Origin of the sequence: Exiguobacterium aestuarii, assembly GCF_020171655.1 — a bacterium.
GTDB classification, from domain to species: domain Bacteria; phylum Bacillota; class Bacilli; order Exiguobacteriales; family Exiguobacteriaceae; genus Exiguobacterium; species Exiguobacterium aestuarii_A.
The window spans coordinates 1,246,141-1,260,941 of sequence record NZ_JAIVAC010000001.1; the positions used below are offsets into that span (position 1 = coordinate 1,246,141).

Annotated in this window: 15 protein-coding genes; 4 read left to right on the forward strand and 11 right to left on the reverse strand. The window is 46.2% G+C overall.

Features of this window, described 5'->3' with window-relative positions:
• Positions 1 to 4: 4 nt before the first annotated feature.
• Entirely contained in the window at positions 5 to 514 is a 510-nt protein-coding gene (locus LCM29_RS06590) for a hypothetical protein (RefSeq protein WP_224861577.1), read from the reverse strand.
• Between the two features lie 105 nt (positions 515 to 619).
• Positions 620 to 1,267: a tRNA (guanosine(46)-N7)-methyltransferase TrmB gene (gene trmB, locus LCM29_RS06595; protein WP_074033469.1), complete on the reverse strand. Its 648-nt coding sequence runs from the start codon at positions 1,265 to 1,267 to the stop codon at positions 620 to 622.
• 138 nt (positions 1,268 to 1,405) lie between these two features.
• On the opposite strand from trmB, the gene LCM29_RS15295 reads away from it, so the two are divergent.
• The gene (locus tag LCM29_RS15295) at positions 1,406 to 1,516 is read left to right on the forward strand and encodes a hypothetical protein (RefSeq protein ID WP_012726769.1); all 111 of its coding nucleotides are present in this window, start codon (positions 1,406 to 1,408) and stop codon (positions 1,514 to 1,516) included.
• 36 nt (positions 1,517 to 1,552) lie between these two features.
• Here the strand turns inward: LCM29_RS15295 and LCM29_RS06600 are convergent, their stop codons facing one another.
• Genes LCM29_RS06600 through pepV form a run of 6 tightly spaced genes read right to left on the reverse strand, consistent with a single transcriptional unit; the run spans position 1,553 to position 8,571 of the window.
• Positions 1,553 to 2,347: a phosphotransferase family protein gene (locus tag LCM29_RS06600; protein WP_224861579.1), complete on the reverse strand. Its 795-nt coding sequence runs from the start codon at positions 2,345 to 2,347 to the stop codon at positions 1,553 to 1,555.
• Between the two features lie 49 nt (positions 2,348 to 2,396).
• Positions 2,397 to 4,562, reverse strand: coding sequence for a type I pullulanase (gene pulA / locus LCM29_RS06605; RefSeq protein WP_224861581.1), 2,166 nt, complete (start codon positions 4,560 to 4,562; stop codon positions 2,397 to 2,399).
• A 19-nt stretch (positions 4,563 to 4,581) separates the two neighbouring features.
• Positions 4,582 to 5,421: an NERD domain-containing protein gene (locus LCM29_RS06610; protein ID WP_224861583.1), complete on the reverse strand. Its 840-nt coding sequence runs from the start codon at positions 5,419 to 5,421 to the stop codon at positions 4,582 to 4,584.
• Positions 5,391 to 5,966 carry an RNA 2',3'-cyclic phosphodiesterase gene (gene thpR, locus LCM29_RS06615; protein WP_224861585.1) on the reverse strand — a complete coding sequence of 192 codons (576 nt, stop codon included), beginning with the start codon at positions 5,964 to 5,966 and terminating at the stop codon, positions 5,391 to 5,393. Before thpR ends, LCM29_RS06610 begins: the two co-directional genes overlap by 31 nt.
• Before the next feature lie 5 nt (positions 5,967 to 5,971).
• On the reverse strand, positions 5,972 to 7,123 hold the full coding sequence (locus LCM29_RS06620) for an MFS transporter (protein WP_224861587.1): 1,152 nt from the start codon (positions 7,121 to 7,123) through the stop codon (positions 5,972 to 5,974).
• Between the two features lie 59 nt (positions 7,124 to 7,182).
• On the reverse strand, positions 7,183 to 8,571 hold the full coding sequence (gene pepV / locus LCM29_RS06625; protein WP_412093971.1) for a dipeptidase PepV: 1,389 nt from the start codon (positions 8,569 to 8,571) through the stop codon (positions 7,183 to 7,185).
• A 308-nt stretch (positions 8,572 to 8,879) separates the two neighbouring features.
• On the opposite strand from pepV, the gene LCM29_RS06630 reads away from it, so the two are divergent.
• Together LCM29_RS06630 and LCM29_RS06635 are read left to right on the forward strand one after the other, a co-directional pair.
• Positions 8,880 to 9,101, forward strand: coding sequence for a DeoR family transcriptional regulator (locus LCM29_RS06630; RefSeq protein ID WP_074033475.1), 222 nt, complete (start codon positions 8,880 to 8,882; stop codon positions 9,099 to 9,101).
• Positions 9,102 to 9,204: 103 nt separating this feature from the next.
• Positions 9,205 to 9,831, forward strand: a complete 627-nt coding sequence (locus LCM29_RS06635; protein ID WP_224861589.1) for a DUF3885 domain-containing protein — start codon at positions 9,205 to 9,207, stop codon at positions 9,829 to 9,831.
• Positions 9,832 to 9,901: 70 nt separating this feature from the next.
• Here LCM29_RS06635 and LCM29_RS06640 read toward each other — a convergent pair whose 3' ends face one another.
• Positions 9,902 to 10,612 carry a pseudouridine synthase gene (locus LCM29_RS06640; protein ID WP_224861590.1) on the reverse strand — a complete coding sequence of 237 codons (711 nt, stop codon included), beginning with the start codon at positions 10,610 to 10,612 and terminating at the stop codon, positions 9,902 to 9,904.
• Positions 10,612 to 12,309: a polysaccharide biosynthesis protein gene (locus tag LCM29_RS06645; protein ID WP_214746358.1), complete on the reverse strand. Its 1,698-nt coding sequence runs from the start codon at positions 12,307 to 12,309 to the stop codon at positions 10,612 to 10,614. Before LCM29_RS06645 ends, LCM29_RS06640 begins: the two co-directional genes overlap by 1 nt.
• A gap of 143 nt (positions 12,310 to 12,452) precedes the next feature.
• Here LCM29_RS06645 and LCM29_RS06650 point away from each other — a divergent pair, with 143 nt between their 5' ends.
• Entirely contained in the window at positions 12,453 to 13,718 is a 1,266-nt protein-coding gene (locus LCM29_RS06650; RefSeq protein WP_224861591.1) for an NAD(P)/FAD-dependent oxidoreductase, read from the forward strand.
• 105 nt (positions 13,719 to 13,823) lie between these two features.
• Here the strand turns inward: LCM29_RS06650 and LCM29_RS06655 are convergent, their stop codons facing one another.
• Positions 13,824 to 14,660 carry a DUF2268 domain-containing protein gene (locus LCM29_RS06655; RefSeq protein ID WP_224861592.1) on the reverse strand — a complete coding sequence of 279 codons (837 nt, stop codon included), beginning with the start codon at positions 14,658 to 14,660 and terminating at the stop codon, positions 13,824 to 13,826.
• Positions 14,661 to 14,801: the final 141 nt, after the last annotated feature.

The window sequence follows — 14,801 nt, forward strand, 5'->3', positions numbered from 1 at the left end:
TGTCTTAACGTGGGTTGTCATTCTTTTCATATACGGCATTCATATATGAGCTTGTTGAATAGAAACGTGGTACGACCAAGAACAAAATGAGTGCTGGAATCGCAATCAATAGAAGCAATACCAATACCGGCAACCAGTAGACAATTTGTTGACCGAGCATATCGATGTTCGCATCTGCGAATTCGGCTGCTCCTTCAACTTCTACGAGGTCTGCTGATGAGAGGATTTTGTTGTCTGTCGCATCAAAGTAATGGTACTCGGTTTTACGTGTGATGAAGATCCCATCACGAATCGTATCGAGTTCTACGACAGCCGCGATCACTTCGTTGCCATTTGAATGGCGAAGCGTCTCTTCTTTGATGATTTCAGCTGTTCCTTCTTTATAATCGTAATGCGTCGCTTTCAAATCCTCTTCGAGTGCGTCTAAGAACGCTTCGTTCGCTGAGGTATTCATTGGTGCGATTGTTAGAATGAAGATTACTGCAAGCAGGCTTGCCCATGCTTTTTTCAACATCCCCATGTTCCCCCTTCTCTTATTCCAGTTTAGCGTCATTCCTATTGTACCAAGAAGAAAGAAAAAAGTGTGAAGAAAATACTATTAAAATAAGAAAAAAGCGTGTCAATTTTTCGGACGGAATACAGCTTCCATTCGATAAATCGGCTGACCGAGCGCACTGAAGCGCTCTTCATACTCTGTTCGAATATTATCTTCCGGTTCATTTACATGTAAATCAAGTGAAATTTCTGTGAAGAACATCCCGTATTGACTCATGCTTTGAAGAGAATATTCAAAGAGTCCGCGGTTGTCCGTCTTGAAATGAATCTCCCCTGCTTTCGGAAGAATCGCTTCATATGTCGCTAAAAATGTCTTGTACGTCAAGCGACGTTTCGCATGGCGTGTTTTCGGCCACGGGTCCGAGAAGTTTAAGTATACGCGGTCGACTTCTCCAGCTTCAAAGTATTCGACGAGTCGCTTCGCATCGACCGTCAGTACTCTCACGTTCGGCATCGGCGTCTCGACGAGCTTTTGAACGATTGAGACAGCTACGCTTTCAAATAGTTCGATTGCGATAAAGTTCACGTCCGGATGCTGTTTCGCCATCCCTAAAATGAATTGCCCTTTCCCTGAACCGACTTCGATAAAGAGCGGGTGGTCATTGCCGAACTCGGCGTCCCACTTCCCTTTTAATTGTTCAGGATGTTGAATAAATACGTGTTCTTGAGCTTCCATATATTCTTTTGCCCAAGGCTTATGTCGTAAACGCATGAAAATCCTACCTTTCGTTCATCAAATGTTCAAGTTTAATGGGAATATGCACGTTACGTACGAGCAGTCCTCTTGCGATTATACACGAAATCATAGTTTAATGAACGTGAATCATCCTTCACAAGGAGGTTAGATACGATGAGTACATTAGATCAATTCTTAATTTTTTATGCCGCTCCACTTACGTTTTTCGCAGGCGTCATCGCAACGTTCGTTTGGGCTTACTTCATGAATCCGGACGACATCTAAACACATTCAAAAAGGGGTGGCGCACAGCCATCCCTTTTAATTGATTCGTTCATACGCCTCATCGATTAATTCGCGCAGTACATGAAAACCTTCTGTTCGTGCTGCATCGTTTCGTTCCCCATAAATCGTTAAAATCGTTTGGGCAATCGCATACCAATGCATTCGATTATGAAGCTCACTCGAAACCTCGACCCCATAATGCGTGAACCAATGCTCCCATTCCGCCTCTTCGACATAGCTATAGACTACCATCGCCAAATCAAAGGCACGGTCCGCGATGATCGCATCGTCCCAATCCGTCAAATAGAGAAGACCGTTTTCATCTTCAATCCAATTGTTGTGATTTAAATCAGAGTGGCATACGACGAACTCTTGTTCGTCGACTTTAGGCAAGTGGTGTTTTAACCATTGAATCGCCTCTCCAATCGTAGGATCTGTCTCATCTTGTTCATATGCCTCACACTGACGAAGCAACAAGTGCGGCGTCACCGGTGTGTGATTTAATTGTTGTAACATGAATAATAGCTCTTTCGAATCATGAATCTTTCCGAGTTGTGCCGCGACATCTGGTCGCTTCATATCTTCTGGTGAAAGTTCGCGGCTCTCAATGAATTGTTGGGCACTTAATACGTCCCCGTTAAACATCCGCTTTGTCCAAAGAAGTTTCGGAACAATTCCTTCCGCTGAAAGAATCGCTAAGAATGGAGAAGAGTTCCGTTTCACAAAAATCTTCTGTTGGCGCGTCGTCGCTACATACGCTTCGCCCGTAATACCTCCGGCAGAAGCGACTGTCCACTCTTTACCGAGCGCACCGACTATATCTGAATACATATTCATCACGCTCAAATCTTACTTGAATTAAAGAGATACAATCAACATCTTAACACGCGAGAATCGTCATTGACAACGACTCGACTTGAATGTGTGACGGGTTTCTTTCAATCGGGACGAGGCTAGCAGTCTCCCCTTGAACGTAGACGTTCCATTTCGTATCGCTCTCGAATGACAGTTTTTCGAACGTTCCATTAATATATACGCGTACCCGCTGCCAAGCGTCATACGAGTGGCTCGCCGTCAGTTCATAAATGATGACGCCAGGCGGCGACGGCAGGAATGTGAAATGATCGATGACTTCCTGACGTGAATCGTAACGGAAGCATGTATGCAGTCGTCGCAGTTTCAAAAGCGTCTTCACATACTCGATCTCACTGATTCGCGCATCGCGTAAGTCCCAATCGAAATGATTGATGTGGTCTGGTGAATTATAGCTATTCTCCACGCCATGTTTCGTTCGACCGAACTCTTGACCCGCGTGGATAAATGGGATCCCTTGAGACGTGATAACGACCGCATTGGCGAGTCGCTGCATTGCGAGGCGAGTCGCTTCATCAACCCCTTCACACGACAACTGTAATTTGTCATAAATCGTATAATTGTCATGGGCTTCGGCATAGTTGATGGAATACGTCGGACTCGGGAAACGTCCAACCGTCACGTTCGGGATATTGACGGCCCCGGTCAGACATTCACGGAGCTCCCATTCTCGCCATTCATTTCCTGAAATGAATCCACGTTCTCGGTCATTGAAGGTCGAGCCTTTTAGAGCATCTCGAATCATATCGTTAAAGTGTCCGATACGAGGCATTCGGGCTGCATTTTGCGAAGTCGCCTTCAAGGACTGTCCAAGAGGTGTCGCCAAGTCCCACCCTTCTCCATACACAAGGATGGACGGGTCAACTTTATCAAGGGCGGCTCGCACCTGATTCATCGTCTCGACGTCATGAATCCCCATCAAGTCGAAACGGAATCCGTCCACTCGATAAGTTGTCGCAAAGTATGAGACGAAGTCGACAATCATTCGCCGCATCATATAACGTTCCGATGCCGTATCATTCCCGACACCGGTCCCGTTTGCGACCGTTCCGTCATGCTCATAACGAAAATAATAATAAGGAACGAGAGCCTCGAGCGGAGAATGTTCACGAATATAGATGTGATTCATCACGACGTCTGTGACGACACGGAGACCTGACCGGTGAAGATCCGCGACAAGTGACGCGTACTCGAATACCCGACTCATAGGAACATCCGGGCTAGAGGCGTAACTTCCTTCAAGGCTGAACCAATGAATCGGGTCGTAACCCCAGTTATACGGCATGCGTGTCGCTTCATCGACACTTCCAAAATCATGAACGGGTAACAATTGGACATGGGTCACGCCGAGTTCTTTTATATAATCAAGTCCTGCACTGTGACCCTCTTTCGTCTGAACTCCCTTTTCGCTCACCCCTCCATATAGACCTTTCAGTTGGCTCAACGATGAAGGGTGGCTTGTAAAATCTCGGATGTGCAGTTCATAAATGACGGCATCGGTCGCTTTCCAAAGAGGTGGACGCGGAGCTTCATCGACTTGTTCATTCACAAATCGTTCCACGTCCATCAATACCCCGTACTCTCCGTTCAAGCTAACGGCTCTTGCATAAGGGTCAACGACTTGTCTCGTATCGACGGGCGTCTTTACTTCTAAACGATATAGCATCCCTTCGAACGCTTTAGGCACTTCTCCATTCCATTCCCCACGTGTACCACGATTCATATGGAAGCGTTCGAGTTCACGGTGGTTCGTGTCGTCATGGACGGTAATCCACATCGAGAGTGCGACAGGCGACCAAACGGTCACTTCCATCCCGTGTGGCGTAAATGACAAACCGAGTTGCCCATCATATGAGAACCGACGCTCGAACTCTTCGGAGCGCACAATTTCTCGTGGGACGATGACCATCGTCTTTTGCCCCGGATGAAACACCGTATACATCATGTCCAAAGAAATGGGTTCATATAGTCGCAGAATTTGTTCAATCATCCCTGATTCGTTCACATGTTGTTGTTCGACCATGTAGTCGATCGGGCGTCCATTCTGTTCAATTTGTACTGGAACGGATTCATATTCGCGCACAATCTCAAGTTGTATGGTCTCAAATGATACGAAAGACGCGCTCTCAATCGTTACATGCGAGGCAGTCTTTTGATCTGGTGTATGATGCATATGCGTCCCTTCCTCTCAATCACTGATCCATAAATTGACGAAACGGCATCTTGGCTGTCACTTCTAATAATGTAGCGACATCGCGAACTTGTTGCGCTTTTACAATTGTTGCACGCCCATTCACTTGTTTCATCCACTCTTTATACTCATTTCGTCCCACATAATGCGTCGTCCGAACGCTTGGAACGTTATCAAAATAACCATCTGCTGCAATGACGACCTTTTGAAGGACACCCGCATAGTTCGGTACAATTTGTCGAACAAGTTCTTCGGTGCGTGTCAACGCAATGAGCGGGTTCACTACACGAGTATTTTCCCCTTTCAGCGGTTGATGAACCCACGTCTTCTCTTTCGATATGTGATAGATGCTTCTGTCTCCCTCGAGCCACTCTATGATATAAAGATGCGTCGGACCGACAAGGACATGACTTAATTCAACGGTCGCACCGTTCCACTCAATGACAGGACGATAAAAGAAGAAGTGTCGTTCATTCCATTCGGAACGCATCACGCGATATGCAAAATCTCTCGTGAATGCCAAATGTGGTAAATCTGCCTCAAGTACCCCTTCACAAGCAAATTGCAGTTTTTGAATGTGTCGGCGCTCTCGAAGTAATTTCTGATACTGTGATTCGGCGAGGGGTTTCGGTTCTAGTTCAATCCGTTCCGACTTCGCCCAAAATTTCCACCACGGCCGATCGATCTCAAGCACTTCGACTGGACTCAGTCGATTGTTTTCATGAAGACGCTGCAATCGGGCCGTATCGGATTCTACATATTCTAAATAGCGATTGTATTGATCTAATACATCACGTTCATATTTTGAGATTACGTCAAAAATTTTAACCGGGATTGCCATATGTCCTCCTCTGGCCGTCTTAACGGAAATACTTCAATCGCCCTATAGGACGGAGTATGATTCGGCTGCACTTCATACAGGATCACTTCTTCCACCGACTCGGTTACGTTGAACTCGGTTGGGACGTAAGCAATCCGTTCCCCTTTGTCCCACTTTTTTGCGAGAGTGACATGAGGGACGAATGTTTTTCGGTCTAAATTCGGAATCAATGCGACGAGCTCTTGACGCAGCGCCGTCGCAAATCGCTGAAGAGCATCTGACGCGTCAGGTACAATCGTCAACACGCGTGGACGGTCCGCTCTCCCGAAATGGTCGATGGCATGAAACGTCAACGTGAACGGAAGGGTTTCTTGACTGATTCTTCTAGTGATTTCTTTCACTTCATCCAGCTCTTCACCATCGATTCCCCCTAAAAATTGTATCGTCAAATGAAACTCGTCCGGTCGATAAATTCGCCGATACGAGTAATACGGTAAGATGGTTTGTTGCACAGCAGCGAGTTCGACCGATTCGATCGGAATCGCAATAAAATAATGCGTGCTCATCTGATTCATCCTTTCAGTGCGCGACGTGACAGTCCAATCCAAATCACTGCCCCGATTGCCGTGACAATCGTATACATCCAAAATACGCCGATGATGTCATCGAGTTCGATGATTGTACCACTCAACTTGTTGAATCCCGCTGTCGCAAGTCCTGAAGTCAACGCCATGTAAACACCGATTGCCGTTGAAGAGACTTGACGGTCGACAAGTTTCCGGACGAACTGAAGCGCGACCGGGATTAAAAGTCCGACGACGAGACCTTGTGCGATCGCCAGCAACCAAACGACCCAAATGGGCGGCTCTAATGCAAGGATTCCATTTCGCATGGCCGAGATGAGTGCCGCCCCGACGAGTACCGGGACACTGCCGAAGCGTTCTACAAATTGTGATGCCACTTTCATGAAGGGAATTTCAAACAAAACCGCGACGAGGAATAGTGTTCCGACGAGCGTCGTCGATCCCCCGCTACTTGTCACGTACAATCCAAAATAATAGTTGTTCGCATAAATTGGTCCGAAGACGAGCATGCCCCCGAGCAGAAAGAATAAGAAGGACTTATTCCATACAGCTGTCCATGAAATCGGAGCTAACGTGACGTCACGAATCGAGCTCTTTTCCGGAATCATTCGGACGAACACACTTCCGAGGATAAGTAAAACGGCACTTAATACGAACGTACTAGCAAGGCCCCACGTCGTATCGGAAATCCACCCCATCGCAAACACCGCGATGGCAAAACCTGCCGACCCATACAAACGAATCGCTCCATAATCCACTTTTGAACGTGTCGTATAGTCGAGTGTCATCATATCGACGAGCGGAATGTGTGCACATTGGAACACCGACCAGATGACCATGAGCACCACGATCCATACGTAAGAAGTCGCCACTAAAAAAGTAAACGAAATGAGGGCTGCGCTTAACATCGCTAACATGAGCCACGCCTTCACCCGCCCGGTGCGATCGGTCAACATTCCCCAAAGTGGTTGTACACCAATCGAAAGAATGGGAAGAATGGCCACGATATTTCCGACCTGACTCGGTGTGAGTCCGAATTGATCTTGTGAAAAATATAAAGCCATGTAAGGGATCAATGCCCCTTGTGCGAAGAAAATGGTGACATATACAGATTGAAACAATCTTTTTTGCGAATTCAATGATAACTTCCTTCCTAAAGGACAGAGAGCCGACTACATCAGTCAGCTCTCCACGGTTCTTATTTAGCGAGCTCGTAAATCGCTTCAGCATAAATCGCTGCTGCGCGTAATAAATCTTCTATCTCCATATATTCATCGACCTGATGCGCCACATCTTTAGCGCCTGGGAACAATGCACCGAATGCGACCCCCGCCTCGAGTGAACGGGCGTAAGTTCCCCCACCGATTGCCATCAAGTTCGCATGCTCCCCCGTCTGACGTTCGTACACATTAGCGAGCGTCTTCACGAGCGGATGATCTTCAGCCACGTGATGCGGTGGCATATGTTGACGCGTCTTCAATTCGAAACCGAGCGACAACGCGATTTCACGTAGGTTTTGCAACCGCTCTTCAAACTTCGCCGTATAAGGATAGCGAATGTTAACCGTAGCCGTACGCTCATCTTCGTGATAGCGGAACACACCACCGTTGATCGTCAAATCACCTGTCTCGTCACTCGCCTCAATCCCGAGTGAAATCCCGCGAGAATCGGCAAACACATGACGAACGAGTTCAATATAGCGTTCCCCTTGAATATCGAGAGGAAGGTGCAACAAGAATCCAGCGAGGACGTAGGCCGCGTTGATCCCGTTATCCGGTTCCATCGCGTGTGCCGCTTTCCCTTTCATCGTGAACGTATATGTCCCACGGTCATATACGCATGTCCCGTCTGCTTCATATTTTTCAAGATAAGCCTCGAACTTTTCTTCGAGTACCTCGTCTGTCTTCAATTCAGCTTTCGCGAAGTCCGGAACCATGTTCGGACGCTCCCCACTCGTAAATGAGAGAAGGTGATACGCCGACTCTGGTGCCCGTTGAATCGGAAGTTGTGTCAACACACCGTCATATAGCCCTTTCTCTGCGTTGATGATCGGGAAGTCCGCGTCTGGTGCAAAGCCGTATGTCGGCATCTGTTCTTGTTTAAAGTATTCGCGGACACAGCGCCATTCGCTCTCCTCGTCACAACCTGCGATCAGGCGGACACGTTTCGAGAGCGGTAACCCGAGTTCTTTGACGATGCGTAAACCATAGTAAGCAGCCATCGATGGTCCTTTATCATCATTGCTTCCGCGAGCGACGATTTTTCCGTCCGATGTAATCGTCGGATTGAACGCACCATACGTCCATCCTTCACCTGCAGGGACGACATCAAGGTGACATAAGATTCCGACGATATCCTCACCATCCCCATACTCCAAGTGTCCCGCATATCCACCGACGTCCTTCGTTTTAAATCCATCTCGCTCACCAAGCTCAAACATGTAATCGAGCGCTTTTCGAACCTCTGGCCCGAATGGCATGTTCGGCGCGGCTTTTGATTCATCGAGCACGCTAGGGATTTGTAGTAATCCTTTTAAATCTTCTAAAAATGCATCTTTACGATTGTCGACTTCTTGTCTCCAATTCATGTTCATCTCCCCTTTTGCGAATGTTCTCTCCCTTACTAGTATATCCAAATGAATGAAAGACGAACATTCATTTAGAAAAGTTTTTTTCGTTCGTGTTTGAACTCATTTTAAATACAAAAAAACAATCTTCATTCGATATTTACGTTCATAATCAAATCTTTACAAACAGATTGTTCGTGCTTTCTGCTTGCATTTTTGCACAGGAGCGGTATACTAAAGGTGTAATTTTAGAAAATAACAATTTCATATTTCATTTTGTCGTCTGTAGGTATGGTTTGTCATTATTCTACACATTGGGAGGTTATCCAATGAAAGGCTCAACAGATCGGATGTTAACGCGCATCAAGTCCATTTATTTGTTCATCAATGAAAGGGAGACAGTTACCACTTCAGAACTAGTAGAAGAGTTCGGTATTACGTCGCGCACTGTGCAACGTGATTTGAACGTACTTGAGTACAATAATCTTGTGGAGAGCCCTAGCCGTGGCACGTGGACTTCATCGAAACGTTCACTCAAGACGGCAAATTGAAACGTATATGTAGATTCAAGAGACCTGACATTCAGGTCTCTTTTTTATGAAAGAAGGTCTTGTGGTTTTGGATTGTATCAAATGTTCAAGATGAGGTGATGATGTGAAAGAAGAAATAATGAAGTACATAGATAATCATTTTTCAAACCGCTCTGAAGAAGTCCATCTAAGATTCGAACTCGGCGAACCGTATAAAAACGGAACGGATGAGAGAATAGAGCAAGTGGTAAAAAGAGTGACAACATTGTTCGAGGAAGTGTTTCAATCTGATGATTACATCCATATCTTTATCAAGGATTGGAACGAAACAGAGGACATCATGTTCGGGAATACCACTCCCGAATATTTGTATGGTTTATTCATGAAGCAACAGATTGAAGAAGAAACGTTATTCGAATTAGATGAAGATATAGACGAAAAAACAGGGGAAATTATAGAAATCAAACATGAATATAAAGCGAAATTTGTATCCTCGCAGATAAAGTCAATCTCTTACGAGAAAATCCTTAGAGGTATAGGAAATTACGAGCAAGGAAGAGAACCTTCGATTGGACAAACGGTATACTTTATAAGCACTGAAAAGAACATCGTTTTTCATATGTATGATGATCGAGGTTGTACCATAAGTTCAAATGAAGTTGAACCATTAGTCCCTTTATATCACAAATACAACGACTGGTTAGTTAACTATTGGCGTGCTGATTTTGATGCCATTTTCAAAAAGATATAATCGAAAATTAGAGCTTTTTATACAAAAAGAGAATCCGCCCAATTGGACAGATTCCCTCTCACCTCTCTAATTATTGAAGAAACAATTGAACTTCTTCTTCCGTCAACTCACGATATGCCCCGAGCTCGAGCGTCTCATCGAGTTCAAGATCCCCGATTTGAACACGCTCTAATCGCTCGACATGTTTGCCTACCGCCGCGACCATTCGTTTCACTTGATGATATTTCCCCTCAGATAATGTGAGACGGATGACAGAGCGACGTCCGCTCCGACTCAAAATCTCGAGTCGGGCCGGCTTCGTCGTATATCCATCTTCTAATTCGACTCCGTTCGCGAACGTCTTGATATCCTCAGCCGTCATCTCCCCATCGACTTCGGCGATATATACCTTGTCGACATGTTTACGAGGTGACATGAGTGCATGATTGAACGCACCATCGTTTGTGATGAGGAGAAGGCCCGTCGTATCTTTATCGAGCCGTCCGACCGGGAAGAGGTCGTAATGAGCATACTCCGGATCAATCAACTCGATGACCGTCGTCTCGACTTGATCTTCCGTCGCACTGATGACCCCTTCCGGCTTGTTCATCATGAAATAGATGTAGGGCCGATATTCAACGACTTCCCCGAACACCGTGACCCGTTCTGATTTTGGGTTAACGTGCTGTTTCGCATCTTTTACAGGGACATCATCGACTCGTACTGCCCCTTGTTTTAATAGGATTTTTACATCTTTTCGTGAACCATATCCCATGTTCGATAGTAATTTATCAATTCGCATTATCCGTTCCTCCGATATTCAAAGCGTTTCCCTAATAATTTTCCTGCGAGATGGCTGCGCCAGCCGAGATATCCGTATACGAGAATCCCGACAATGACACCGACGATTGTCGCAAAGATGTCATTTCCCCAACTCGCTTCATCTTGCAACGTGACGAGAAGAGAAAGGTAAACAGCCGCAAACATCGCCGCCCCCATCAAGAACATCAAGATGGTCCGACGAAGCAACTGCTTGTATGGGAAATGTAGAGACCGCTGAATCATCCATACCATGAGCACGATCGCCACAATGTATCCAGCAATCGTCGCATAACCCGCACCGATGCCACCGAGCCAATAGACGAACGGTACGTTCAGGGCGAGTTTCGCCAACAGACCCATCGATGTAGCAAAGATGGTGAAGTACTGACGGTTAATCCCTTGGAGGATCGCAGCCGCAACCGAGTAATAGGCTAAGAAGAAAGCACTCGGTGCATAATGAAGTAAATACACCCATCCTTCACGGTCTCCCGGGAACAACGTCCCAAACAACGGCTCCGCGAGAGCCACGAGACCGATGACAGCAGGAATTGTCACGAAGAACGAGACTTGGAAAATATGATTGACTTGATTTCGTACCTTCAGCATATCTCCTGTCGTGAAGGAACGGGTCACGAGCGGGATGGTTGCCATCGAGACACTCGCCGCAATCGACACGGGGATCAGTACAATTTTATGTGCGTTTCCGGTCAAGAATCCATAAGCCGAAGTCGCTTCGGATACGGTCGCACCCGAACTGAGTAACGTATTGACCATCGTCAACTGATCAATCAGCTGATAGAGAGGGGTCGATACCCCGACCATCACGATTGGGATTGAGTAGCTGAGCAACTCGAGTAACAACGACTTCATCGAACGGACAGGTGTGCCCGCTGGATTATCCGTCTGACGATGGATGTCTTTTCGACGCTTCCAGTACATCATGAGTACGACGAAACTACCGATCGCCCCGACAAAAGCACTAAACGTCGCAATCGTGACGGCGATGACTTTCAATCCATTCAATTCAGTCGTCTCGACGGATTGCGTCCCTCCAAGAGCGTTTGCGATTGGTCGAATGAAATCAGAGTCCGCAAAGACGAACAAGACGAGCATCGTCCCGCTGAGAAGGAATAGAATGCGCACAATCTGTTCGACGACTTGTGAGATTGCCGTCGGAGCCATGTCTTGATGTCCTTGGAAATAACCACGAACCATACTCATCGCTGGGATGAGTAGTAACGCAAAACTGACGCTTCTCGTCACGAGTGTGAGCGAGTCAATGTATTGCTGATTGTTCTCCGAATTTCGGACCATCAGCTCGGACAGCCATGGTGCCGCAAAAAAGAGTAATAAAAAAGCGACGACACCGGTCGCAAGCATCAGCTTCATTCCTTGTCGGAACAATCGTTGACTCGTTCCATATTCCCCTAGCGCATTATATTTGGCGATAAATTTCGAGACGGCAACAGGAATCCCTGCCGTCGATATGGAGATCATGATTGCGTAATACGTATAAGCCGCTTGATACAACGTCACTCCGGCAATCCCGACCATCGCTTGGAACGGGAATGTGTACAACAGCCCTAACATCCGGGAAATCAAGTTTCCCGCCGATAAAAGAAGCGTTCCTTTGACGAAGGAGGCTCTTCCAGAATCTTGTTTGGCGCTTGATGACATGAGGCACCTCCATCTATAAATCAACTATTCATATGAATTCGGTTTTACAAAACAACCGCTTCTCATTATACTCTTACTGTTACGGATAATAAAGTTACGATAATTTTACTAATCATATAGATGAAGAAATGAGGAGATTTTACATGAAAGATGTCATCGTCATCGGCGGAGGTCCAAGCGGACTTATGGCAACTTATGCGGCTGCAAAGAGCGGCGCATCGACCTTGTTGATTGATAAAGGGTCTAAACTCGGTCGGAAATTAGCGATTTCAGGTGGAGGGCGTTGTAACGTCACGAACCGAAAACCAATCGATGAATTGATTCAGTTCATCCCTGGGAATGGCCGCTTTTTATATAGCGCCTTCGCTCAGTTCGACAACCAATCAATCATCGACCTGTTCACAGGATTCGGCATCCCGCTGAAAGAAGAGGACAACGGGCGCATGTTTCCAGTGACCGATAAGGCACAAGACGTGGTCAACACGTTGCTTCGTGCGATTGAAGACCTCGGTGTCGAGATTCGAAAAAAAGCAGAAGTCAAAACGCTACATTTTAATGAAGAAAACGAGTTTCACGCGGTCGAGCTGATGGACGGAGAAATGATTGAAGCAAAAGCTTGTGTCGTCGCGGTCGGTGGACAATCCGTCCCCCACACCGGTTCGACGGGTGACGGTTATCCGTGGGCACAAAAAGCCGGGCATACGATTACGGAACTATTCCCGACAGAAGTACCGATCAAGTTGAACGATTCGTTCATCGGAACGAAACAACTTCAAGGATTATCATTACGTGACGTCGCGTTGACGGTACACGGCAAAAAGGGGAAAGCCATCAAGACGCACCAAGGCGACATGATCTTTACCCATTTCGGGATCTCAGGTCCAATCGCACTCCGTTGCAGTCAGTATACGATCAAAGAGCGGAAGCGCAGCAAAGAGCAAGTCGTCCTTTTGTCACTCGACTTCTTCCCGGACACATCACGAGATGCGCTCGTCCAAGAACTGTGGAACCAAGTGCAGAGCCAACCGAAGCGTTCCGTTAAAAACGTATGGAAAGGCTATATCCCCGAGCGACTTCTTGACTTGTTGCTAGAAGAACTCGCATTTGGAGAAGAAGACGCCAGTCAGTTGAAGAAGCAATCCGTCATTGATTTCGCAACGCGTTTGAAAATGTTTGAGATGCACGCCGTCGGGACACTCGACTTTGACAAAGCATTTGTCACAGGTGGTGGCGTTTCGGTTAAGGAAGTTGCGCCACAGACGATGATGTCAAAGAAAGCACCAGGTCTCTTCTTTGCCGGTGAAGTGCTCGACATTCATGGATACACAGGTGGCTACAACATCACGGCCGCTTTCACGACAGGACATTGCGCCGGATCGCACGCAGCTGAACTGGCGACAGAGCGGTAAAGGGTTCGACCCAACGCATCGTCTGCGTTCTATCGTGATCACTAACAATCAAAAGGCTTGATCCTGTCTCATTCAGGGTCAAGCCTTTTAACATTCTTTTTCAACTTAATCTTCCAATTCCATCACATCTCGATACTTGTATTTTTCTAAAAGCTCATGATCTTCTTTGAAGGTCCATTCGGGAATCGACAGCTCTGGGTGCGCCGTCAAATAGTCATGAAGCACATCCCTCCCTAGAATATAGTTACTCCAACGTGGCATATCTTTTTGATAATTACCAACCGCAAAATCGGTATAGGTTGTTTCATAATCATTCACTCGACTCGCGATGTGTTCCATGGTCGCTTCATCAATCTCTACATTCCACGGGGGAGTCACACCTTTGACGATATGATCAGCAAACGTATCGGCTTTTCCTTCAATGATGACAGAATCGAGAATTGTTTTAAGACGGAACCCAGGGTGATTCTGAACAATCAGATGATGATACTCGTGAGCCGTCGTATAGGCTAGCACACCTTTATCAAAATCTGTATCGAGAAACAAGATGAATGCGTCCTTGTACGCCGCTCCTGCTACACCTTTCAACGGTTCACTATCGTAGAAAAATTCAGGATTATAAGGGGCAACAAACACCGTACCTTTCTTTTTAGGAAGGATTTGATTTGAATCTGCGTATGTCGATGCAATAATCTCTTTAATCTCGTCATGTTGTTCGATCAACGTATCCAGTTGCTTCAGCAATTGTTGCTTATGAGGAGTCGGTTTTAGTGAAAAATCAGTTTTCAATATGGATGTATCAATCTTTTCTTCCTCTCCGACCTCTCCTATGTAATCTAATACATATTTCTTGAAGTTTTGTTTGTTCTCCTCCGCATCGGTTGTTTCAAGGGATGCATTCAAATATTGTTGGTATTGGGTGTAAAGTGGGACGATTGTCAATTCATTCTCTTCGTTGATTTTTATCGTTTCGATTGAAATATCAGGCTCAGACGTTTTAGATTCTGACGTTTTTTCATCATCACTACATGATGCTAACAGAAGTACTGAACTACAACATAGAATACCGAATAATTTTTTCAG